Here is a 17,860-nt window from a genome sequence, read left to right as displayed (position 1 = left end):
CAGGAGCAGCCATGAGCCACTCGATGACGACGGAACTGGAAGAAGCGCAGCAGGCGTACCGCGAGGCGGCGCGCGACTTCGCACAGGCCGAACTGGCGCCGCACGCCGCGCGATGGGATGCGGAGGGCATCTTTCCGCGCGAGGCGATCGCCAAGGCCGGTGAACTGGGCTTCTGCGGCCTGTACATGGACCCGGAAGTGGGCGGCAGCGGCTTGAGCCGACTGGACGCCGCCGTCGTCATCGAGGAGCTCGCCAACGTCGATCCGTCGACCGCGGCTTACATCAGCATCCACAACATGGCCTCGTGGATGGTGTCCAAGTGGGGCCAGCCGGCCCTGCGCGATGCGTGGGGCACCGATCTGTCCTCGGGCCTCAAGCTGGCCTCGTACTGCCTGACCGAACCGGGTGCGGGTTCCGATGCGGCCTCGCTGAAGACCACCGCCGTGCGCGATGGCGACTTCTATGTGCTGAATGGCTCCAAGGCCTTCATTTCCGGCGCCGGTGCCACCGAGCTGCTGGTGGTGATGGCGCGCACCGGTGGTGCCGGTGCCGGCGGTGTCAGCGCCATTGCGGTGCCGTCGGACCTGCCGGGCATCAGCTTCGGCCGCAAGGAAGAGAAGATGGGCTGGAACAGCCAGCCCACCCGCGGCATCACCTTCGAAAACGTCCGCGTGCCGGTCAGCCACCTTCTGGGAGAGGAAGGCGGCGGCTTCAAGCTGGCGATGAAGGGTCTGGACGGCGGCCGCATCAACATCGCCGCCTGCTCGCTGGGTGCCGCGCAGGGTGCGCTGGATGCCGCGCGCCGCTACATGGGCGAGCGCCGCCAGTTCGGCAAGGCGCTGGCCGAGTTCCAGGCGCTGCAGTTCAAGCTGGCCGACATGGTCACCCAGCTGGTCGCCGCCCGGCAGATGGTGCACACCGCCGCGCGCAAGCTCGATGCCGGTGCCAGCGACGCCAACGTGTGGTGCGCGATGGCCAAGCGCTTCGCCACCGATGCCGGCTTCAACGTCTGCAACGAAGCGCTGCAGATCCACGGCGGCTACGGCTACATCCGCGAATACCCGATCGAGCGCCTGCTGCGTGACTGCCGCGTGCACCAGATCCTGGAAGGCACCAACGAGATCATGCGGGTGATCGTTGCCCGTCACCTGCTCAACACCGAAGAGGAACTGCGATGAAGGATTGGCGTACCCAGGAGCACGTGGGCCTGAAGGTGGAGGTCGATGGCCACACCGCCGTGGTCACCCTGAACAACCCGCCGGCGCACACCTGGACCGTGCACAGCCTGTCGGCGCTGCGCGACCTGGTGGGCGCGCTCAACGCAGACCGCGACATCTACGCGCTGGTGATCACCGGTGACGGCGAGAAGTTCTTCTCCGCCGGTGCCGACCTCAACCAGTTCGCCTCCGGCGACAAGGCCGCTGCACGCGAGGCCGCGCGCCGCTTCGGTGAAGCCTTCGAAGCGCTGTCCGGTTTCCGTGGCGTGTCGATCGCCGCGATCAACGGCTACGCCATGGGCGGTGGCCTGGAATGCGCACTGGCCTGCGACCTGCGCATCATTGAAGACCACGCCCAGGTCGCGCTGCCGGAGGCCACCGTCGGCCTGCTGCCGTGTGCCGGTGGCACCCAGAACCTGCCGCGCCTGGTCGGCGAGGGCTGGGCCAAGCGCATGATCCTGCTGGGCGAGCGCATCAATGCCGAGACCGCACTGCGCATTGGCCTGGCCGAAGAAAAGGTCGGCAAGGGCGAAGCCAAGGCACTGGCCCTGGAATGGGCGAAGAAGGCCGGCAAGCAGAGCCCGACCAGCATCGCCGCCTGCAAGACCCTGGTGCAGTCCACCCGCACCGGCACCCACGCCTCGGCGCTGGTGGCCGAGCGTGAAGCCTTCGTCGACCTGTTCGACACCGCCGACCAGGTCGAGGGCGTGACCGCCTTCCTGGAAAAGCGCACCGCGCAGTGGAAGAACGCATGAGCACCGACACCGTTGCCGACGACGCACCGGTGCTGTTCGAGGAGCGCGTGGCCGGCAACGGCGCGCGCATCGGCATCGCCACGCTCAATGCGCCGCGTACGCTCAATGGTTTCTCGCTGCCGATGGCGCACCTGCTGCTGAAGCAGTTGAATGTCTGGGCCGACGACGACGGCATCGCCATGGTGGTGCTGCAGGGTGCCGGTGAGAAGGCGTTCTGCGCCGGCGGTGACCTGCACAGCCTGTACAAGAGCATGGTCGCCTTCCGCGAGGCCGGCTGCAGCGACATCCGCGAGAACGACTACGCCGCCGAGTTCTTCGACGTCGAATACCGCGTCGATCATCTCATCCACACCTACGCCAAGCCGATCCTGTGCTGGGGCCATGGCATCGTGATGGGCGGCGGCATCGGCCTGATGTCCGGCGCCAGCCACCGCGTGGTCAGCGAGCGCTCCAAGCTGGCCTTCCCGGAAATCACCGTCGGCCTGTTCCCCGATGTGGGTGGCAGCTGGCTGCTGCCGCGCGTACCGGGCAAGGGCGGCCTGTTCCTGGCGCTGACCGGCGCGCTGCTCAACCCGGGCGACGCCATCTACGCCGGCCTGGCCGACGTGCACGTGGCCGAAGAACGCCGCAGCGCGGTGTTCGATGCGCTGCTGCAGGTGGCCTGGTCCAGCGATGCCGCACACAACCACGAACGCCTGACCCATCTGCTGCAGTCGCATGCCAGCGATGCCGCCACCGGCCCGCTGCTGGCCAATGCCGCGCAGGTCGAGGCGCTGTGCGAGGGCGATGACCTGCAGGCCATCGTGGCGCGCATTGCCGGCCTGCAGACCGACGACGCCTGGTTGCAGGCCGCACAGAAGACTCTCGCCGCCGGTGCACCCGGTTCGGCACGGTTGGCGTACGAACTGCAGCGCCGCAGTGCCGGCCAGGACCTGGCCGCGATCTATCGCCTGGAGTACATCGTCGCCCTGCACTGCGCCGCCCACGGTGATTTCGCCGAAGGCATCCGCGCGCTGCTGATCGACAAGGACCGCAATCCGCAGTGGAACCCGGCCACCCTGGCCGAGGCCACCGGCGCGTGGGCCGACACCTTCTTCGCTTCCCCCTGGGCCGATGCCGCGCATCCGCTGGCCGACCTGGGCACTCCCCTTGTTGAAAGGAGCCTTGCATGAGCCGCATTGCATTCATCGGGTTGGGCAACATGGGTGGCCCGATGGCCGCCAATCTGGTCAAGAACGGCCACAGCGTGCGCGTGTTCGATCTCGTCCCGGCCGCGGTGCAGGCCGCCGTTGACGCCGGTGCCAGTGCTGCGTCGTCGGCGCGCGACACCCTGACCGATGCCGAGGTGGTGATCTCGATGCTGCCGGCCAGCCGCCATGTCGAAGGCGTGTACCTGGGCGACGACGGCATCCTCGCCGCGATTCCGGCGGGTGCACTGGTCATCGACTGCAGCACCATTGCCCCGGCCAGCGCGCGCAAGGTCTCCGAAGCCGCTGCCGCACGTGGCCTGCAGATGATCGACGCGCCGGTATCCGGCGGTACCGCCGGTGCCCAGGCCGGCACCCTGACCTTCATCGTCGGTGGCGAAGAGGACGCGCTGGAACGCGCGCGCCCGGTGCTGCAGGCGATGGGCAAGAACATCTTCCACGTGGGCGCCAGCGGCGCCGGCCAGGTCGCCAAGCTGTGCAACAACATGGCGCTGGGCGTGATCATGGCGGTGACCGGTGAAGCCATCGCGCTGGGCGTGGCGCACGGCCTGGACCCGAAGGTGCTGTCGCAGATGATGGCGGTCAGCACCGGCCGCAGCTGGGCCACTGAAGTGTGCAACCCGTGGCCGGGCGTGCTGGAAAACGCGCCTGCGTCGCGCGGTTACAGCGGCGGCTTCGGCAGTGATCTGATGCTGAAGGACATGGGCCTGGCAGTGGAAGCGGCGATGAGTGTCGGCGCCTCGATTCCGCTGGGCGAAGTAGCCCGCAACCTGTACTCGATGAACCACCAGGCCGGCCGCGGCAAGCTGGATTTCTCCAGCGTCGTGCAGCTCATCACCAGCGAGAAGTGACCTGGTAGTGCCGGCCGCTGGCCGGCAACCTCATGCCCCCTGTGGGACAACGAAGGTGGGATGGGCGGATGTTCGGTTTCGACCGGCATCCGCCCATTTTTTTGCTCTTCACGTTGGTAGTGCCGGCCGCTGGCCGGCAGCACCCCATCAGGCAACGATCAGCGTCACGTCGATGTTGCCGCGGGTGGCGTTGGAGTACGGGCACACGATGTGCGCCTTCTGCACCAGCTCTTCCAGCTGCTCGCGCGGCACGCCCGGAGCGCTGATGGTCAGCTCGGCTTCGATGCCGAAGCCGGTCGGGATCTGGCCGATGCCGACCTTGCCGGTGACGGTGGTGTCGGCCGGCAGCGCGACCTTGGCCTGGCCGGCCACGAACTTCAGCGCGCCCAGGAAGCAGGCCGAATAGCCGGCGGCGAACAGCTGTTCGGGGTTGGTGCCCGGGCCACCGGCGCCGCCCAGCTCGCGCGGGGTCGACAGCTGGATGTCCAGCACGTTGTCGGAGGAGACGGAACGGCCTTCACGGCCGCCGGTGGAGGTGGCCTGGGCGGTGTACAGAACCTTTTCGATGGACATCGGGATGCTCCTGGTCGGTGGGTGGATGTTTGCGTTGGAGCCTACTTTGCCCGGTTTCCGCGTACGTTGGGTTGCAGGGCGTACGAAAAACTTGATCGATCGTCCTGTCGGCCTAGATCGTCCACTCGCGGTCGGTGGTGAACATGATGGTCAGCCAGCGGTCCGGCGAGGCCTCGCCCAGCGCGTCGCCGATCTCGTCGCGCAGCTGGTCCCATTCCACCAGCTTCCGCGGCGGATCGTTTTCCGGCACCACGAAGAACAGCTCGATCTGCTCGCCTCGCCCCACCCGCGCCACGTAGCTGCGGTGCTCGACGAAGCCATGCTTGGCCACGATCGCGCGTGCCACGGCATCCACGTGCGCCTGCAGCTCCGGCGGGGTGACCAGCAGGATGCCGGCCAGCGCCCGGCGCACGGTGCCGAGCGGGGCGATCATCACCAGCACGCAGACGAAGGCAAGGATGGCCGGGTCGATGTACGGCCCGACCCAGGCCCAGGACGTGCCCTGCACCAGCACGCCGCCGAGGAAGGCCAGCAGGTAGCAGGCCGACATGCTGGCCGCGATCACCCAGTTCTTCGCATCCAGTGCGATGAACTCCGAGCCGATGCGGCGGTTGGCGCGCAGGATGAACCAGGCCAGTGCGCCTTCGCCGACGATGGACAGCCCGGCGAAGGCAATGGCCGGGCCCAGTGCGATGTGGCGGCCACCGGACATCAACGCATCCACCGCATTGACCAGGGCATACAGTGCCGCACCGATCATCAGCGTGCCGCTGACCCCCAGCACGATCGGTTCCAGGTGCCAGAAGCCCATGGTGAAGCGCTGGTTGAGCCTCGACTGCAACGCGTCGGTCTGGGTGGACAGCGCGATCAGCCGTGCCACCAGCAGCGACAGCCAGGTCATGACCACATCGATCAGGCCGTAGATGCCGTCGAAGATGATCAGCGAGGAATTGGCCAGCAGGCCGAATACCACTGCGGCGGCGGCCAGCAGCAGCGAGGCGGCGATCGACAGGCGCAGCACGCCCTGTTCGGTGGCGGGGTCGAAGAACTGCGGGCGGTGGGTGGCCATGGCCCGATTGTAGAGCGGCGGCATGCCTCGCTGTCTTCCGCTGTCCGGCATCGTCGCAGAACGTCGAGGACATCGCCGAGACGCCCAGCGAGCGTGATCGCGAATGCGTCGCCCAGGGCGTGGCCAACATGGTCATCGAGTTCCTCGGCCGCATGCGGGATATGCAGCGCTACGATGCCGGTGACACGCAGGTCTACCACGTGCGTGGGCAGGTATTCCTTGCCTCGGCCGGCCATCTGGGTGCGGTGTTCGATTACCAGCACGTGGCGCCGAGGGTACAGATTGATCTGCGCGACGCCCACCTGTGAGACCTGACCGCCTGAGGCGGCAGTGCTTCAAGAAGCAGACCGCCTATGGATGGCGGGTACTGACCACTTGGGGAAAGCTCGGGACGGACTTATCTGTCGTCAAAGCGTCGACGCGATCAAACCGGATCGATTACACCGCGAGGCCGACTCCCTCGAAGCGTGGGCACGCTCCGGGGCGCAAGACCTCGCATTTGCGACAATCCTCGACGCACCTCAACCAATGCCCCCGTCGACCTCAAGCCGACGAGGGGTGAGCAAGGCAATGGCACTCAGGGGCCCGTGGGCCCGCTCTCTTACGCCATCATGGCCCGCGGGCCGTGCTGCTGGGTCTGCTGGTCGATCTTCTGCTGCTCGCGCTGCTGATCGCTCACCTGCAATGCCCGCTCGCTGTTTTCCTGCACGCTCTGGCGCATCGCGTCCGCCGTCGATACCGGCGCGGTATTGCGGTTCAACGCGCTTTCGTCGTGCAGTGCATTGGCCTGCACCGCGCGCGCCATCGAGCCATCCTGGTTCAGCTCAACGCGATCAACCCGGTACAGGCCGGCACGTGCAGCTTCCACGGTAAGCGCAGCGGCCAGCTTCTCGCTGTGCTCGCCGGAGGGCAGGCCACGCGCTTCCTCGGCGAACTTCACCTGCACCAGGGTCTCGGTGTACAGCCAGTTCTGCGGGCTGCGCGGGTCGGACATCGGGTACACCGTCTCGCGCGCAGGCTCGGCCGCGGCCTGCTGCCCCGGGGTGTTGCCCTGTGCCTGCGCACGCTGCTGCACTTCATTGGCCAGCGCCTGGCGGGTTTCCGCATCGGCAATGCCGGTCGCGGGCAGGCCATGCTGCTGCTGGAAAGCGTTGATCGCATGGCGGCTGCCACCGCCCAGATAGCCATCGCTGCCGATGGCCTGGCCCTTGGCGTCGGTCAGCCCCAGCGCGGCCAGGTTGCCCTGGAGTTCGCGCGCGTCGCGGTCGATCGCGGCCAGCGTGGCTGGCCCGGCCTTGCCGTCCACCGGGTCCAGGTTGTGTGCGCGCTGGAAGTCCTCCACCGCCTTGCGGGTGGTGGCATCGAAGCGCCGGTCCGGATTCAGCGTCTGCTGGCCGCCAGCGCTGGCATAGCCCAACGTGACCAGATTGCTCTCCAGCTTCAGCACGTCACGGCCGCTGGACCCTTCCTTCAACGTCTGCGAACCGGCCTGCTGGCGCGGTGCGCCGATCTGGTCCAGCGCCACCTTGATGTCCGCATCATTGTGCTCACCGGCGGGCGAGTAGTCGCGGCTGCTGACCTTGGCATGGGCGCGGTCCATTGCGTCCTTGTTGTTGGCGTAGGCATTTTCGTAGCGCACGGCGATGTCGCCGGCCTTGGGCGCGTCGAAGTACTGGTAGGTCTCGCGGATCTGCCCGGCCTTCGCGCGCAGCGCCTCGTAGTCACCGCCTTCTTCCAGCACCTTCTGCAGCTTGGGCAGCTGGCTGGGCAACTGGTTGGCGGTCTTGGCGATCAGGCTGATCGCTTCGAAGCGGTTTTCCTCGGCGATGCCGCTGCCGTGTGCGTCCACCATCGCCATGCCGATCCGGGTGGCGTTGCGCACCTGCGGGTAGTCGATGTTCGCGTGGATCCACTGCTTGCCCTCGGCCGAACCGGCCCAGGCGTTGATGCTGTCGCGCGTGTTGGTATCGATGAACTGGATCGAGCTGCGCCCGCTCAGGCCATTGCCGTGGCTGAGCAGGTCGCGGCGCAGGTCGGCGTGGTCCTGGGTGAAGGGCAGGTTGTGCGCCTTGGCATAGGTGCTGGCCTGATCGATCACGGCGTCGACATAGGTCGTCTCGCCCGCCTTCAGTGCGTGGCCGTCGATGGCGCCCAGCGCCCACTCGCCGCGCTGGCCGAAGTCGACCTGGATCGCGCCCAGGCTGTAACCGCTGTTCTGCGCGACTTTGTTCACCGTGCCCCAGTGCGGTTCGGTCACGCCCTGGGTGATGCCGGCGATGGCCAGATGATAGGAGGCGGGACCCCCTTCGGTACCACGGCCGACGGCGAAATACACGGCGCCGGAGGTGGCATCGAGATCATGGGTATCGATGCTGGTTGGCATGTCTTACATCCTTGTGCAGTCAGAGGGTCTGCCCCTCAAGGGTCAGTCCAGCAGCTGCAGATACTTCTGCAGCTGGTCGGCACGCGCGCTCAGGCGCATCACATCGTTCAGCTCGCCCTGCAGGTTGCCGGGCTGCGAATCGTCGTACAGCGCGGTATCCAGTTCGCCATCGCGGCTGCGCGACTGCAGCCACGCGCGCTGGGCATTCACCAGCTTGGTCTTCTTTGCGCCAGTCAGCTTTGCCTGCAGCTGGCGGTAGGCCTGGTTCAGGCGCTGGTCCTGGCGTGCGCTTTCCGAGGTCAGGCAGGCGGCCTGCTCGATCGCACCCTGTGCCTTGTCACGGCAGGTGGTGAAGGTCGGGCTCAGCCCGGTGGCAGCCGGTGCTGCGGTTGCCGTGCCGATGGCCAGTACGGCGACCGCCAGCGCGGTGGCGAGGGTCCTGCTCAAACGCTTGTGCTGCATCATCTGCTCCACACGTCCAATCCATTGCGAGCGACGGACTATAACGGCGTCAATATTTCGTCGTCGTCAACGAATCGCGACAACTGTGACCGGTTGCCCGTCATTGTGGGGTGGCGCCGCCCGGCCTGCGGACGGCCCTCGGGCCCGGGCGCCCCGCTATCCGGGCGCCAGCCGCCGCCATTCAGCCGAGCGGTGTAAACTATTGATCTCACTGGCAATGCCAGTCTCCACGATCAACACCCCGATGACGTCCGCCACCGCCCGTTACGCTGATTCCCTGCGCCTGTCCGTTGCCCCGATGATGGACTGGACCGACCGCCATTGCCGCGTGTTCCATCGCGTGCTGGCGCCGGGTGCACGCCTGTACACGGAGATGGTGCACGCCAACGCGGTCATCCACGGCGACCGCGAGCGCCTGCTCGGCTTCGACCGCAGCGAACAGCCGCTGGCGCTGCAGCTTGGCGGCAGCGATCCGGCCCTGCTGGCGCAGGCTGCGCGCATTGCCGCCGAGTGGGGATACGACGAGGTCAACCTCAACTGCGGCTGCCCGTCCGACCGCGTGCAGGCCGGGCGTTTCGGCGCCTGCCTGATGCGCGAGCCGGTACTGGTGGCCGAGTGCGTGGCGGCCATGGTCGATGCGGTCGACATCCCGGTAACGGTGAAGTGCCGCCTGGGCGTGGACGAGGACAACGACTACGACGTGTTTGCCAGCTTCGTCGACCGCCAGGTCGCCGCTGGTGCGGCGATGGTGGTGGTGCATGCGCGCAACGCGTGGCTGAAGGGCCTGTCGCCGAAGGAGAACCGCGAGGTTCCGCCGCTGAAGTACGACTGGGCCTACCGCCTGAAGCAGGAGCGCCCGGCACTGCCGGTGGTGATCAACGGTGGCCTGGCCAGCATCGAGGCGGTACAGGCGCAGGCCGCGCACGTCGATGGCGTGATGCTGGGCCGGGCGGCCTATCACGACCCCTATCTGCTGCATCAGCTGGAGGCGCTGCACACCGGCGCCCCGCTACAGGCACGTGGTGACCTGCTGCGCGCGATGCGCCCCTACATCGAGGCGCGGCTGCGCGAAGGCCTGGCGCTGAAGCACATCACCCGCCACCTGCTCGGCCTGTTCCATGGCCAGCCCGGTGGTCGCGCCTTCCGCCAGGTGCTGAGCGAGGGCGCACACCGCCCGGGCGCCGGCTGGAGCCTGATCGAACAGGCCTTGGCGGTCACCGAACGCGAAGCTGATCGCGCCGCAGCGTGACGTCGGTCACGGTCCTGACTTGACAAGGGGCGGCGATTCGTCCCGAATGTTCACCTAGATGAACGACGCGAGCGCAGGGCCGGAAAAGTTCAGACCGGATTCACTGCCCCAAACCAAGAATTTGCAAAGGATTTGTAAAGCGCCGGGTCCCGAACCCGGCTCCCGGATTTACGACTTTTGAACGAATCGCCGTGCTCGGCTAGGATCGCATCGATGTCTTCCGCTCCCTTCCATCGCCGCATTGCCCTGGCCACCTGCGTGGTGCTGGCGGCTGCGCCGCTGTCTTCGGCGCTGGCGCAACAGCCGCCGCGTGGCGATCAGGGGCGCGCGGAGATGATGGAGCGGGGCGAGCGCGGTGGCCGTGGCGACGAGCGCTCGCTGTCCGATGCCGTGCGCCGCGTGCAGCGCACCACCGGCGGCCACATCCTCGGCGCCGAGCGCGTGCCGTTCGATGGGCGTGACATCAACCGGGTGAAGTACATGGACGACCGGGGCCGGGTCCGCTACATGGACGACCCCGCACCGTCGCGTTCACAGCCGCGCACGCCGCGGTCGGATATGTCATCACTACGCGGCGATAACCCCTGAACAGGGATAGTTGTCGCTATCAACCCGTACCCCACAGGCCTCCGGGCCACACCCAGGACACTAGGGAGAGTTCATGCGTATCCTTCTGGTCGAAGACGAAGCCCCGCTGCGTGAGACCCTGGCAGCCCGGCTCAAGCGCGAAGGCTTTGCCGTCGATGCTGCGCAGGACGGCGAGGAAGGCCTCTACATGGGGCGCGAAGTTCCGTTCGATGTCGGCATCATCGACCTCGGCCTGCCCAAGATGTCGGGCATGGAGCTGATCAAGGCCCTGCGTGACGAAGGCAAGAAGTTCCCGGTGCTGATCCTGACCGCGCGTTCGAGCTGGCAGGACAAGGTCGAAGGCCTGAAGCAGGGCGCCGACGACTACCTGGTCAAGCCGTTCCACGTCGAAGAGCTGCTGGCCCGCGTCAACGCGCTGCTGCGCCGCGCCGCCGGCTGGAGCAAGCCGACCCTGGAATGCGGCCCGGTCGCTCTGGACCTGGCTGCGCAGACCGTCAGCGTGGCCGGCAGCAATGTCGACCTGACCAGCTACGAATACAAGGTGCTGGAGTACCTGATGATGCACGCCGGTGAACTGGTCTCCAAGGCCGACCTCACCGAGCACATCTACCAGCAGGACTTCGACCGCGACTCGAACGTGCTGGAAGTGTTCATCGGCCGCCTGCGCAAGAAGCTGGACCCGGATGGCGAACTGAAGCCGATCGAGACCGTGCGCGGCCGCGGCTACCGTTTCGCGATTCCGCGCAACGAGGGCTGAGCCGGCTCAGCCTGGCGAGACCATGATGTCCGGCCGTCTGTGGTTCTTCCGACGCTGGCGGCCGCGCTCCCTGCAGGCGCGCCAGATGCTTGCCGCGTCCGTGGGCCTGGTCGCGTTCCTGGCCCTGGCCGGTTACGCACTCGACGCCGCCTTCGCCGATACGGCGAAGGCGAACCTGCGTGAGCGCCTGAAGAACTACGCCACCGCGTACGCGGCCGGCATCGACTTCACCCGCGACCGCTCGCTGTACATCCGCGAGCAGCCGCCGGATTCGCGCTTCGACGTGCCGGGCAGTGGCCTGTACCTGCAGGTGGTGATGCCGCACGGCAAGGGCAATTCGATGTCCGCCGAAGGCCCGATGCTGCCCACCGTCGGCGGCGGCCTGCTGGCACCGCGCCAGGAAGTGTTCGAAGGCCCGCTGCCGATGATCCAGATCGACGGCAGCCAGGGTTCGGTGTACCGCTATGGCCTGGGCCTGGTGTGGGACGCCGACGCCGACCCGGCCACCGAATTCCCGTACACCATCTATGTGATGGAAGACTCGCGCGCGCTGGGCGCGCAGCTGCGCGTGTTCCGTGGCCGTGTCTGGTTCTACCTGGGCGGCATCGGCCTGATCCTGCTGCTGCTGCAGACCGTCATCCTGCAGTGGAGCCTGCGTCCGCTGCGTCGCGTGATCACCGAGCTGACCAAGGTGCAGCGCGGCGAGACCGAGCGCATGAGCGAGCGCCACCCGCGCGAGCTGGAACCGCTGACCGACAGCATCAACGCCTTCATTGAAAGCGAGCGCGAGAACCTCGAGCGCCAGCGCAACACCCTGGCCGACCTGGCACACAGCCTGAAGACGCCCATTGCGGTGCTGCGCACGCAGATGGACAGCGGCGCGGGCGATGGCGCGCTGCGCGAAGAGCTGGACGTGCAGCTGCAGCGCATGAACAACCTGGTTTCGTACCAGCTGGCACGTGCTGCGTCGTCGGGCCACAAGCTGTTCTCCGCGCCGCTTCCGATCGAGTCCAACGCCGAGGAAATCGTACGTGGCCTGGAGAAGGTCTACGCCTCCAAGGGCGTGCTGTGCGAGTTCGACATCGATCCGGCCGCGCGCTTCCACGGCGAACCGGGCGACCTGCAGGAACTGCTCGGCAACCTGCTGGAAAACGCCTTCAAGTGGGCCAACCGCCGCGTGCTGCTGACCGCGCAGCCGCTGCCGGCACCGAACGCGCGCCGCGCAGGCCTGCTGCTGGCGGTGGACGACGATGGCCCGGGCATTGCCCCGGACGACATCGGCAAGGTGCTGCAGCGTGGTGTGCGTGGCGACGAGCGCGTGCAGGGCCACGGCATCGGCCTGTCGATCGTGCAGGACCTGATCAAGGATTACCGCGGCGAACTGGCCGTAGGCCGTTCCAGCGAACTGGGCGGCGCCCGTTTCGAAGTGCGTTTGCCGCCAGGGCCGTAAGCTTCGTTGATCGGTAGTGCCGGCCGCTGGCCGGCAACCAAGCAATGCCATCTAAGATCATGAGGTTGCCGGCCAGCGGCCGGCACTACCGTGTTTCGATCGTCGGCGGCTCGCCGTAGAACCGCTGCAGCTGCGCGGCCACCTCCGGCAACGCCTGCTGCAGCAGATCCGGTGCCGAGAAGTGATACTCGCTGGCCACCGCGAAGAACTCTTCCGGCGCCTCGGCCGCGTACGGGTCGATCAACGTCTCCTCGCCGGCATCCACCTGCGCGCAGAAGGCGTCGTAGGAACGCTGGAAGGTGGCTGCCCACTCGCGCTGCCACTCGCGCGGCAGTGGCGGCGTGCCGTCCATCGCGCCATCCAGCGCATCCAGCTTGTGCACCATCTCGTGCACCGCCACGCAGTAGCCCTCGTGCGGCGTCGCCAGGTCGGCCTGCACATCGGCCCACGACAGGATCAACGGACCGCTGTCCCACGACTCGCCAATCAGTTCGTCATCCCACTCATGCAGTACGCCGGCCGCATCCATGTGGCTGCGATGTACGCGGAATGCATCGGGGTAGACGATCAGCTGCGACCAGCCTTCCAGACCCACCTTGCCGAACTCCAGCAGCGGCAGGCAGCACAGTGCCGCCAGCAGCACGCCATCGCCGGCATGCAGCTGCAGCTCGCCGATCGGGGTAATGGTCTTCTCGTGCAGGAAGCGCGTGGCCAGCAGGCGCAATCGCGCGCGGCGTTCGTCGTCCAGACCGTGCAGCCAGGCGGCGCGGCGGCAGGCCTCATTCCACAGTACATCGTCGATCGGCCGCGGCGCAGGCCGCAGCCACTGCAGCAACGACTTGATCAGCGGAACATTCCCGGCAGGTAGCTGTGCCACTTCGGTGCGCGGATGCGCTGCAGCACGTCGTCATCGCTGCCACCGCCGCCCGTGCTGGTGTTGGCTGCCGGGCGGACCGGTGCCGGCTTGGTGGTGGCGGCCGAAGCGGTCGCGGTCGGTGCACGCTGCGAAGCGGCATCGCCGTTGGAGGACACGCAGGCGCCGCGGCTGTCGTCCAGCGCTGCCGTCGCAGACGCCGCGAAGGGCATCGTCAGCAGGATCAGGCAATGGGCATAACGGCGCATTGACGACATCCACGTTAAGGGAAGGTGAGTTCCCGATTCTAGCCCGAACCCGGCGCCCCGTTGGAAGCCCCCGCGGAACCCAGCGTGGCGGGCGCCGCTGGCGGCTTTCCCGCATAATTCCTTCCTGACTTCGTGGAAGCTGCCGTGGACGACCGCCAATTGCTGGCCAAACTCGCTGCCGGTCGCCTCTCCGGCGACGCCCTGGCCCGTGAGCTGGGCCAGACCCGGGCGGCTATTTGGAAGCGTATTCAAGGACTTAGAGCCGCCGGTGTAGACATCGAGGGGCGTGCAGGTGAGGGCTATGGCCTGACCCGCCCGGTCGACCTGCTGGACCCGGACGCGATCCGTGCCGGCCTACCTGCCGGCGTCCAAGCCCTGCTGCACGACCTGCAGGTCGCCTGGACAGTGGACTCGACCAACGCCGAATTGCTGCGTTGCAGCGCGCCCCAGCGCGGGGTGAGCGTCCTGCTGGCCGAGCGCCAGACCGGCGGCCGCGGCCGTCGCGGCCGTACGTGGGCGTCGCCGCTGGCCGCGCATATCTACCTGTCGGTGCTGCGGCTGTTTTCCGGTGGCCTCGGTCGCCTGGCCGGGCTGAGCCTGGTGGCCGGCATCGCCGTGGCCGAAGCGCTGCACGACCTGGGCTACACCCAGGCGCAGCTGAAGTGGCCAAATGACCTGATCGTCGATGGCAAGCGCAAGCTGGTCGGCCTGCTCGCCGAGGGCGGTGGCGAATACGCCGGCCCGGCGCGCGCGGTGATCGGCATCGGCATCAACACGCACATGCCGCCGTCCTTCGCCGAGCAGATCACCCAGCCGTGGGTGGACCTGGACACGCTGGCCGGCAAGGCGGTGGACCGCAACGTGGTGGTTGCTGCCGTGCTGGCGCGCCTGCTGCCGGCACTGGAAGAATTCGATCGCGAAGGCCTCGCTCCCTTCCTGCCGCGCTACGCCGCGTTCGACATGCTGGCCGGTCGCGAAGTACGGGTGGAACTGGATGGACAGTGGCAGCATGGCACCGCACTCGGCCTGGCTGATGACGGCGCCTTGCGCGTGCGCATCGATGGCCGTGAGCGCCTGCTGCACGCCGGCGAAGTCAGCGTGAGGGCGGCATGAGCGATTGGTTGTTCGACCTCGGCAACTCGCGCTTCAAGTTCGCGCCGTTGCAGGGTGACCGTGCCGGTGACGTGCAGGCCTGGGCGCATGGCGCCGAAGGCATGGCCGGACAGCCGCCGCACAGCCTGCCCAGCGGCACCACCGCGTTCGTGGCCAGCGTGGCCGCACCGTCGCTGACCAGCGCGATGCTGGACCAGCTGCAGCGTCGCTTCGAGCACGTGCACGTGGTGCGTACCAGCGCCGAATGCGCCGGTGTGCGCATTGCCTATGCCAAGCCCGAAAAATTCGGTGTGGACCGTTTCCTGGCCCTGCTGGCTGCGGCCAAGGCGCAGCGCCCGGTGCTGGTGGTCGGGGTGGGCACCGCACTGACGATCGATCTGCTCGACGCCGACGGCCAGCACCACGGTGGCCGCATTTCCGCATCGCCCACCACCATGCGCGAAGCACTGCATGCCCGCGCGGTGCAGCTGCCGGCTACCGGCGGTGACTACAGCGAATTCGCCAACGACACCGCCGACGCGCTCGCCTCCGGCTGCGATGGTGCGGCCGTGGCACTGATCGAACGCAGCGCACAGCAGGCGCACACGCTGCTGGGCGTTGCGCCCTCGCTCCTGGTGCACGGTGGCGGCGCACCGGCGCTGATGCCGTTGCTGCCCGGCGCCGATTACCACCCCTCGCTGGTGCTGGATGGCCTCGCCCGCTGGGCGGTGCACCAGCCCGCAGGCTAGTATCCGCGCATGCTGACCCGTGCCCTGATCGTCGTACTGGCCATCCTCAATCTTGGCGTCGCCTGCTGGTGGCTGCTGCGCGATGCACCGCAGAAGCCTGCGCCGCCGCCGCAACCCGCCGGCGTGGCCGAGCTGCGCTGGGTGCCCGGTGGCGTGGATGCCGCGGCGGCCGCCGAAGCCACGGCCGCCGCGCCGACCGCGCCGTTGATGGAGCGCGAACCGGCGGAGAAGACGGCCGTGGCTGTAACGCCGGCGCTCGCCGCCCCGGCCAAGCCGGAGATTGCCAAGCCGCAGGCGGCTGAGGCTACGCCGGTTGCTGCCGCTGCCAAGCCGGCAACACCGCCTGCACCGACCCCGGCGCCGGAAAAGCCCGTAACCCCGCCCGTGGCTGCCGAACCGCCGCGCTGCATCGCGCTGGGCCCGTTCGCCGACCGCGCCGCCGCGACCAATGCGCAAGGCAAGGCCAGCACGCTGCTCAGCCAGGTGCGCCTGCGCGAACAGCCCGCTGCCAGCGGCAGTGCCCGTTACCGGGTGATGCTGCCGGCCGCCGCCAACCGCGAAGAAGCCCAGGCCACCGTGAAACGCATCGTCGCCGCTGGCCTGAGCGACTACTACATCATCAGCCAAGGCGAGGAGGCCAACGCCGTGGCGCTGGGCCAGTACCGCAACCGCGAAGGCGCCGAGCGGCGCATGGCGGCGGTGCAGGCCGCCGGCTTCCAGCCGCGCCTTGTCGCCAGCGGCGACGCCGGCCAGTGGTGGCTGGAAGGGCAGCTGGCGGCAGGCACGCAGCCGGCCCAGGCCCAGCAGCGCAGCGGGGCGGCACAGAGCCGGTCGCTGGAATGCACGCGGTTGCGCTAGAATCCCCGGACTGCGGCGCTGCCGCCGGTGCACCACCCATGCCGCTTTAGCTCAGTTGGTAGAGCAACTGTCTTGTAAACAGTAGGTCATCCGTTCGATTCGGATAAGCGGCACCACTCGGGAAGCGCCGAAACGCCTTGAATTAGGGGTTTCAATCAAAAGGCCAGTGCTGTGCGCTGGCCTTTTGCGTCTTCCTGGGAATTGCCGGGAACATTAGCGCCGGCCTTTTTTTTCACGGACGAGCTGGCCGCTCGCTCGAAATGGTCGTGCAGTCAACGTTTGGCTTCGGTGATGTGGCTATCAGCGTCCTTGCTTAGCTGTGGGTTAGGAACTGGCGTAGCTTCAGATCGCATGACTCCGATCAACGAGTGCCTGAGCCAGAACGTAATCGCCTTCGACTGGCTCGAGCTGGTGCCCGCCACGACCCAATGGCGTAGTGCCGCAGGAAAATGGTCTGCTGCTGCCCAAGAGAGGCCGCCCCAAGGGGCGGCCCTTTCGTTCTAGGCCCTGCTGCTCTGCGGCAGAATGAAGCACTGCGCATTGGTGCCGCCTGCCTCACGGCACTCGGCAAACGGCCCAGCCTTGGCCTGCCACATCGAACCTGCGATGGCGAACAGGATCGCAGCCAACGCACACCACGCCTTGAAAGGGCGCTCCGGTGTGGGTACTCCGTTGAAGTAGGCCACGACCTTACGGAAGCCGAACCCGGCTGCGACCACTAGGGGCCCGACTGCGGCACCGATTAGTGTCCAGATGCCCAGCGAAAAACCTTCCGACAAGCTTTGCAGCATGAAGTGCTCTCCAGTCTGTAGTCCAAGAGTTCCCCTGTCTGGCAGTTATCGGCAGCGGCTTGGTGTACTTGAGGGCAGAGCCGAGCGCCCGCGCCAGCCCCCGGGGCTTGCTCGGCATCGATCGTGCGGAATGACGGTGCGTTGTGATCTGTACCGCGCACTGTCCGGCGAGCGCAGCTCTGATTTCGCCACCATCCTGAAGGTGACCCGTGCCCTGGGTGTGCGATTGCATGCCAGCGCTGTGTAAAGCATCAGGGCCTTTCGCTCAAGCTCCGCCATCTCGGAAAAGTCTGGTGCGGACAGGTTCAATCAAACCGGATGATGCGGATCAACCCCCTTGTCGACGATCCATCTCCGAAGGCGGCCGACGTGCCACAAGTGAACACCTCCTTCGCACCTTCGTAATTGATGAATGAGATCGTGCAATTCGTCCGCGTTCCAGGACGGATCCGGGTGATGGCTCTGTCATTCAGCACGAAGCTGTACCACATGACTTCAGGGCTTATCGAGAGCGCCATGGGGCGTGCGGTGGAGGCGATCAACTCGGCAACAGCGCCGGCGCGCGAATCCACTTCGTCCAGCCGCAGCTCAACGAGAACAGGCTTCAGGTTTGGATAGGGTGCGCTCATTCCAGCAGCGGGTCTGCCTGATTCGCTAGCCGGGGCAGTGACGTTGTGAACCTGTGC

General features: G+C 67.3%; 21 protein-coding genes and 1 tRNA gene. 14 read left to right on the top strand and 8 right to left on the bottom strand.

Annotated features, from left to right (window positions below; translation table 11 throughout):
- Positions 1-11 precede the first annotated feature (11 nt).
- Genes AC5P5S_RS14560 through mmsB form a run of 4 tightly spaced genes read left to right on the top strand, consistent with a single transcriptional unit; the run spans position 12 to position 4,031 of the window.
- Positions 12-1,178 (top strand): acyl-CoA dehydrogenase family protein, encoded by a 1,167-nt coding sequence (locus AC5P5S_RS14560; protein WP_005407684.1) that lies wholly within the window; start codon positions 12-14, stop codon positions 1,176-1,178.
- Positions 1,175-1,972 (top strand): enoyl-CoA hydratase, encoded by a 798-nt coding sequence (locus tag AC5P5S_RS14555; RefSeq protein ID WP_005411946.1) that lies wholly within the window; start codon positions 1,175-1,177, stop codon positions 1,970-1,972. The genes AC5P5S_RS14560 and AC5P5S_RS14555 overlap by 4 nt, the downstream gene beginning before the upstream one ends.
- Positions 1,969-3,144: an enoyl-CoA hydratase/isomerase family protein gene (locus AC5P5S_RS14550; RefSeq protein WP_043035423.1), complete on the top strand. Its 1,176-nt coding sequence runs from the start codon at positions 1,969-1,971 to the stop codon at positions 3,142-3,144. Before AC5P5S_RS14555 ends, AC5P5S_RS14550 begins: the two co-directional genes overlap by 4 nt.
- Positions 3,141-4,031, top strand: coding sequence for a 3-hydroxyisobutyrate dehydrogenase (gene mmsB, locus AC5P5S_RS14545; RefSeq protein ID WP_043035424.1), 891 nt, complete (start codon positions 3,141-3,143; stop codon positions 4,029-4,031). Before AC5P5S_RS14550 ends, mmsB begins: the two co-directional genes overlap by 4 nt.
- Before the next feature lie 147 nt (positions 4,032-4,178).
- On the opposite strand, the gene AC5P5S_RS14540 is transcribed toward mmsB, so the two are convergent.
- Positions 4,179-4,604 (bottom strand): organic hydroperoxide resistance protein, encoded by a 426-nt coding sequence (locus AC5P5S_RS14540; protein WP_014035621.1) that lies wholly within the window; start codon positions 4,602-4,604, stop codon positions 4,179-4,181.
- A 112-nt stretch (positions 4,605-4,716) separates the two neighbouring features.
- Positions 4,717-5,697 carry a cation diffusion facilitator family transporter gene (locus AC5P5S_RS14535; protein WP_043035425.1) on the bottom strand — a complete coding sequence of 327 codons (981 nt, stop codon included), beginning with the start codon at positions 5,695-5,697 and terminating at the stop codon, positions 4,717-4,719.
- Positions 5,698-5,801: 104 nt separating this feature from the next.
- Between AC5P5S_RS14535 and AC5P5S_RS14530 the strand changes: the two genes are divergently transcribed.
- On the top strand, positions 5,802-5,981 hold the full coding sequence (locus AC5P5S_RS14530; protein ID WP_043035432.1) for a hypothetical protein: 180 nt from the start codon (positions 5,802-5,804) through the stop codon (positions 5,979-5,981).
- A gap of 293 nt (positions 5,982-6,274) precedes the next feature.
- Here the strand turns inward: AC5P5S_RS14530 and AC5P5S_RS14525 are convergent, their stop codons facing one another.
- Together AC5P5S_RS14525 and AC5P5S_RS14520 are read right to left on the bottom strand one after the other, a co-directional pair.
- The gene (locus tag AC5P5S_RS14525) at positions 6,275-8,056 is read right to left on the bottom strand and encodes a peptidoglycan-binding domain-containing protein (RefSeq protein WP_495276327.1); all 1,782 of its coding nucleotides are present in this window, start codon (positions 8,054-8,056) and stop codon (positions 6,275-6,277) included.
- Between the two features lie 42 nt (positions 8,057-8,098).
- Positions 8,099-8,518, bottom strand: coding sequence for a lysozyme inhibitor LprI family protein (locus AC5P5S_RS14520; RefSeq protein WP_024956209.1), 420 nt, complete (start codon positions 8,516-8,518; stop codon positions 8,099-8,101).
- A gap of 217 nt (positions 8,519-8,735) precedes the next feature.
- On the opposite strand from AC5P5S_RS14520, the gene dusA reads away from it, so the two are divergent.
- The 4 genes from dusA (at position 8,736) to AC5P5S_RS14500 (ending at position 12,562) form a co-directional block, all read left to right on the top strand.
- Positions 8,736-9,767 carry a tRNA dihydrouridine(20/20a) synthase DusA gene (gene dusA / locus AC5P5S_RS14515; RefSeq protein ID WP_044569375.1) on the top strand — a complete coding sequence of 344 codons (1,032 nt, stop codon included), beginning with the start codon at positions 8,736-8,738 and terminating at the stop codon, positions 9,765-9,767.
- Positions 9,768-9,980: 213 nt separating this feature from the next.
- Positions 9,981-10,355: a hypothetical protein gene (locus AC5P5S_RS14510; protein WP_005407693.1), complete on the top strand. Its 375-nt coding sequence runs from the start codon at positions 9,981-9,983 to the stop codon at positions 10,353-10,355.
- A gap of 73 nt (positions 10,356-10,428) precedes the next feature.
- Positions 10,429-11,112 (top strand): response regulator transcription factor, encoded by a 684-nt coding sequence (locus tag AC5P5S_RS14505; protein WP_004136763.1) that lies wholly within the window; start codon positions 10,429-10,431, stop codon positions 11,110-11,112.
- Positions 11,113-11,137: 25 nt separating this feature from the next.
- Positions 11,138-12,562 carry an ATP-binding protein gene (locus tag AC5P5S_RS14500; protein ID WP_032953760.1) on the top strand — a complete coding sequence of 475 codons (1,425 nt, stop codon included), beginning with the start codon at positions 11,138-11,140 and terminating at the stop codon, positions 12,560-12,562.
- 85 nt (positions 12,563-12,647) lie between these two features.
- On the opposite strand, the gene AC5P5S_RS14495 is transcribed toward AC5P5S_RS14500, so the two are convergent.
- Both AC5P5S_RS14495 and AC5P5S_RS14490 read right to left on the bottom strand, forming a co-directional pair.
- The gene (locus AC5P5S_RS14495; RefSeq protein WP_181900776.1) at positions 12,648-13,439 is read right to left on the bottom strand and encodes a M90 family metallopeptidase; all 792 of its coding nucleotides are present in this window, start codon (positions 13,437-13,439) and stop codon (positions 12,648-12,650) included.
- Positions 13,406-13,684 carry a hypothetical protein gene (locus AC5P5S_RS14490; protein ID WP_005411956.1) on the bottom strand — a complete coding sequence of 93 codons (279 nt, stop codon included), beginning with the start codon at positions 13,682-13,684 and terminating at the stop codon, positions 13,406-13,408. Before AC5P5S_RS14490 ends, AC5P5S_RS14495 begins: the two co-directional genes overlap by 34 nt.
- A gap of 144 nt (positions 13,685-13,828) precedes the next feature.
- Between AC5P5S_RS14490 and birA the strand changes: the two genes are divergently transcribed.
- The 4 genes from birA to AC5P5S_RS14470 all read left to right on the top strand — a co-directional run bounded on the left by birA (position 13,829) and on the right by AC5P5S_RS14470 (position 16,499).
- Positions 13,829-14,797, top strand: a complete 969-nt coding sequence (gene birA, locus AC5P5S_RS14485) for a bifunctional biotin--[acetyl-CoA-carboxylase] ligase/biotin operon repressor BirA (RefSeq protein ID WP_062606021.1) — start codon at positions 13,829-13,831, stop codon at positions 14,795-14,797.
- Positions 14,794-15,525, top strand: coding sequence for a type III pantothenate kinase (locus tag AC5P5S_RS14480; protein WP_005407698.1), 732 nt, complete (start codon positions 14,794-14,796; stop codon positions 15,523-15,525). Before birA ends, AC5P5S_RS14480 begins: the two co-directional genes overlap by 4 nt.
- 9 nt (positions 15,526-15,534) lie before the next feature.
- Complete coding sequence (locus AC5P5S_RS14475; RefSeq protein ID WP_062606017.1) at positions 15,535-16,383, top strand: SPOR domain-containing protein; 849 nt, start codon at positions 15,535-15,537, stop codon at positions 16,381-16,383.
- A 40-nt stretch (positions 16,384-16,423) separates the two neighbouring features.
- A tRNA-Thr gene (locus tag AC5P5S_RS14470) sits at positions 16,424-16,499 on the top strand.
- A 384-nt stretch (positions 16,500-16,883) separates the two neighbouring features.
- On the opposite strand, the gene AC5P5S_RS14465 is transcribed toward AC5P5S_RS14470, so the two are convergent.
- Positions 16,884-17,174, bottom strand: coding sequence for a hypothetical protein (locus AC5P5S_RS14465; protein WP_062606015.1), 291 nt, complete (start codon positions 17,172-17,174; stop codon positions 16,884-16,886).
- A gap of 130 nt (positions 17,175-17,304) precedes the next feature.
- On the opposite strand from AC5P5S_RS14465, the gene AC5P5S_RS14460 reads away from it, so the two are divergent.
- Positions 17,305-17,421, top strand: coding sequence for a helix-turn-helix domain-containing protein (locus tag AC5P5S_RS14460; protein ID WP_462362574.1), 117 nt, complete (start codon positions 17,305-17,307; stop codon positions 17,419-17,421).
- 58 nt (positions 17,422-17,479) lie between these two features.
- Here the strand turns inward: AC5P5S_RS14460 and AC5P5S_RS14455 are convergent, their stop codons facing one another.
- Complete coding sequence (locus tag AC5P5S_RS14455) at positions 17,480-17,803, bottom strand: hypothetical protein (RefSeq protein ID WP_062606011.1); 324 nt, start codon at positions 17,801-17,803, stop codon at positions 17,480-17,482.
- Between the last annotated feature and the right edge of the window lie 57 nt (positions 17,804-17,860).

It is taken from the genome of Stenotrophomonas sp. YJH_SMC_54, from assembly GCF_059368435.1.
Note: the sequence above shows the minus strand (reverse complement) of the source record. Positions and strands in the feature narration are given on the sequence as shown.

What these genes read in the sequence shown, in the direction of transcription:
- AC5P5S_RS14560 (WP_005407684.1), top strand. Translation starts at nt 12, where the DNA reads ATGAGCCACTCGATGACGACGGAACTGGAAGAAGCGCAGCAGGCGTAC.
- AC5P5S_RS14555 (WP_005411946.1), top strand. Translation starts at nt 1,175, where the DNA reads ATGAAGGATTGGCGTACCCAGGAGCACGTGGGCCTGAAGGTGGAGGTC.
- AC5P5S_RS14550 (WP_043035423.1), top strand. Translation starts at nt 1,969, where the DNA reads ATGAGCACCGACACCGTTGCCGACGACGCACCGGTGCTGTTCGAGGAG.
- mmsB (WP_043035424.1), top strand. Translation starts at nt 3,141, where the DNA reads ATGAGCCGCATTGCATTCATCGGGTTGGGCAACATGGGTGGCCCGATG.
- AC5P5S_RS14540 (WP_014035621.1), bottom strand. Translation starts at nt 4,604, where the DNA reads ATGTCCATCGAAAAGGTTCTGTACACCGCCCAGGCCACCTCCACCGGC.
- AC5P5S_RS14535 (WP_043035425.1), bottom strand. Translation starts at nt 5,697, where the DNA reads ATGCCGCCGCTCTACAATCGGGCCATGGCCACCCACCGCCCGCAGTTC.
- AC5P5S_RS14530 (WP_043035432.1), top strand. Translation starts at nt 5,802, where the DNA reads ATGGTCATCGAGTTCCTCGGCCGCATGCGGGATATGCAGCGCTACGAT.
- AC5P5S_RS14525 (WP_495276327.1), bottom strand. Translation starts at nt 8,056, where the DNA reads ATGCCAACCAGCATCGATACCCATGATCTCGATGCCACCTCCGGCGCC.
- AC5P5S_RS14520 (WP_024956209.1), bottom strand. Translation starts at nt 8,518, where the DNA reads ATGCAGCACAAGCGTTTGAGCAGGACCCTCGCCACCGCGCTGGCGGTC.
- dusA (WP_044569375.1), top strand. Translation starts at nt 8,736, where the DNA reads ATGCCAGTCTCCACGATCAACACCCCGATGACGTCCGCCACCGCCCGT.
- AC5P5S_RS14510 (WP_005407693.1), top strand. Translation starts at nt 9,981, where the DNA reads ATGTCTTCCGCTCCCTTCCATCGCCGCATTGCCCTGGCCACCTGCGTG.
- AC5P5S_RS14505 (WP_004136763.1), top strand. Translation starts at nt 10,429, where the DNA reads ATGCGTATCCTTCTGGTCGAAGACGAAGCCCCGCTGCGTGAGACCCTG.
- AC5P5S_RS14500 (WP_032953760.1), top strand. Translation starts at nt 11,138, where the DNA reads ATGTCCGGCCGTCTGTGGTTCTTCCGACGCTGGCGGCCGCGCTCCCTG.
- AC5P5S_RS14490 (WP_005411956.1), bottom strand. Translation starts at nt 13,684, where the DNA reads ATGCGCCGTTATGCCCATTGCCTGATCCTGCTGACGATGCCCTTCGCG.
- AC5P5S_RS14480 (WP_005407698.1), top strand. Translation starts at nt 14,794, where the DNA reads ATGAGCGATTGGTTGTTCGACCTCGGCAACTCGCGCTTCAAGTTCGCG.
- AC5P5S_RS14475 (WP_062606017.1), top strand. Translation starts at nt 15,535, where the DNA reads ATGCTGACCCGTGCCCTGATCGTCGTACTGGCCATCCTCAATCTTGGC.
- AC5P5S_RS14465 (WP_062606015.1), bottom strand. Translation starts at nt 17,174, where the DNA reads ATGCTGCAAAGCTTGTCGGAAGGTTTTTCGCTGGGCATCTGGACACTA.
- AC5P5S_RS14460 (WP_462362574.1), top strand. Translation starts at nt 17,305, where the DNA reads ATGACGGTGCGTTGTGATCTGTACCGCGCACTGTCCGGCGAGCGCAGC.
- AC5P5S_RS14455 (WP_062606011.1), bottom strand. Translation starts at nt 17,803, where the DNA reads ATGAGCGCACCCTATCCAAACCTGAAGCCTGTTCTCGTTGAGCTGCGG.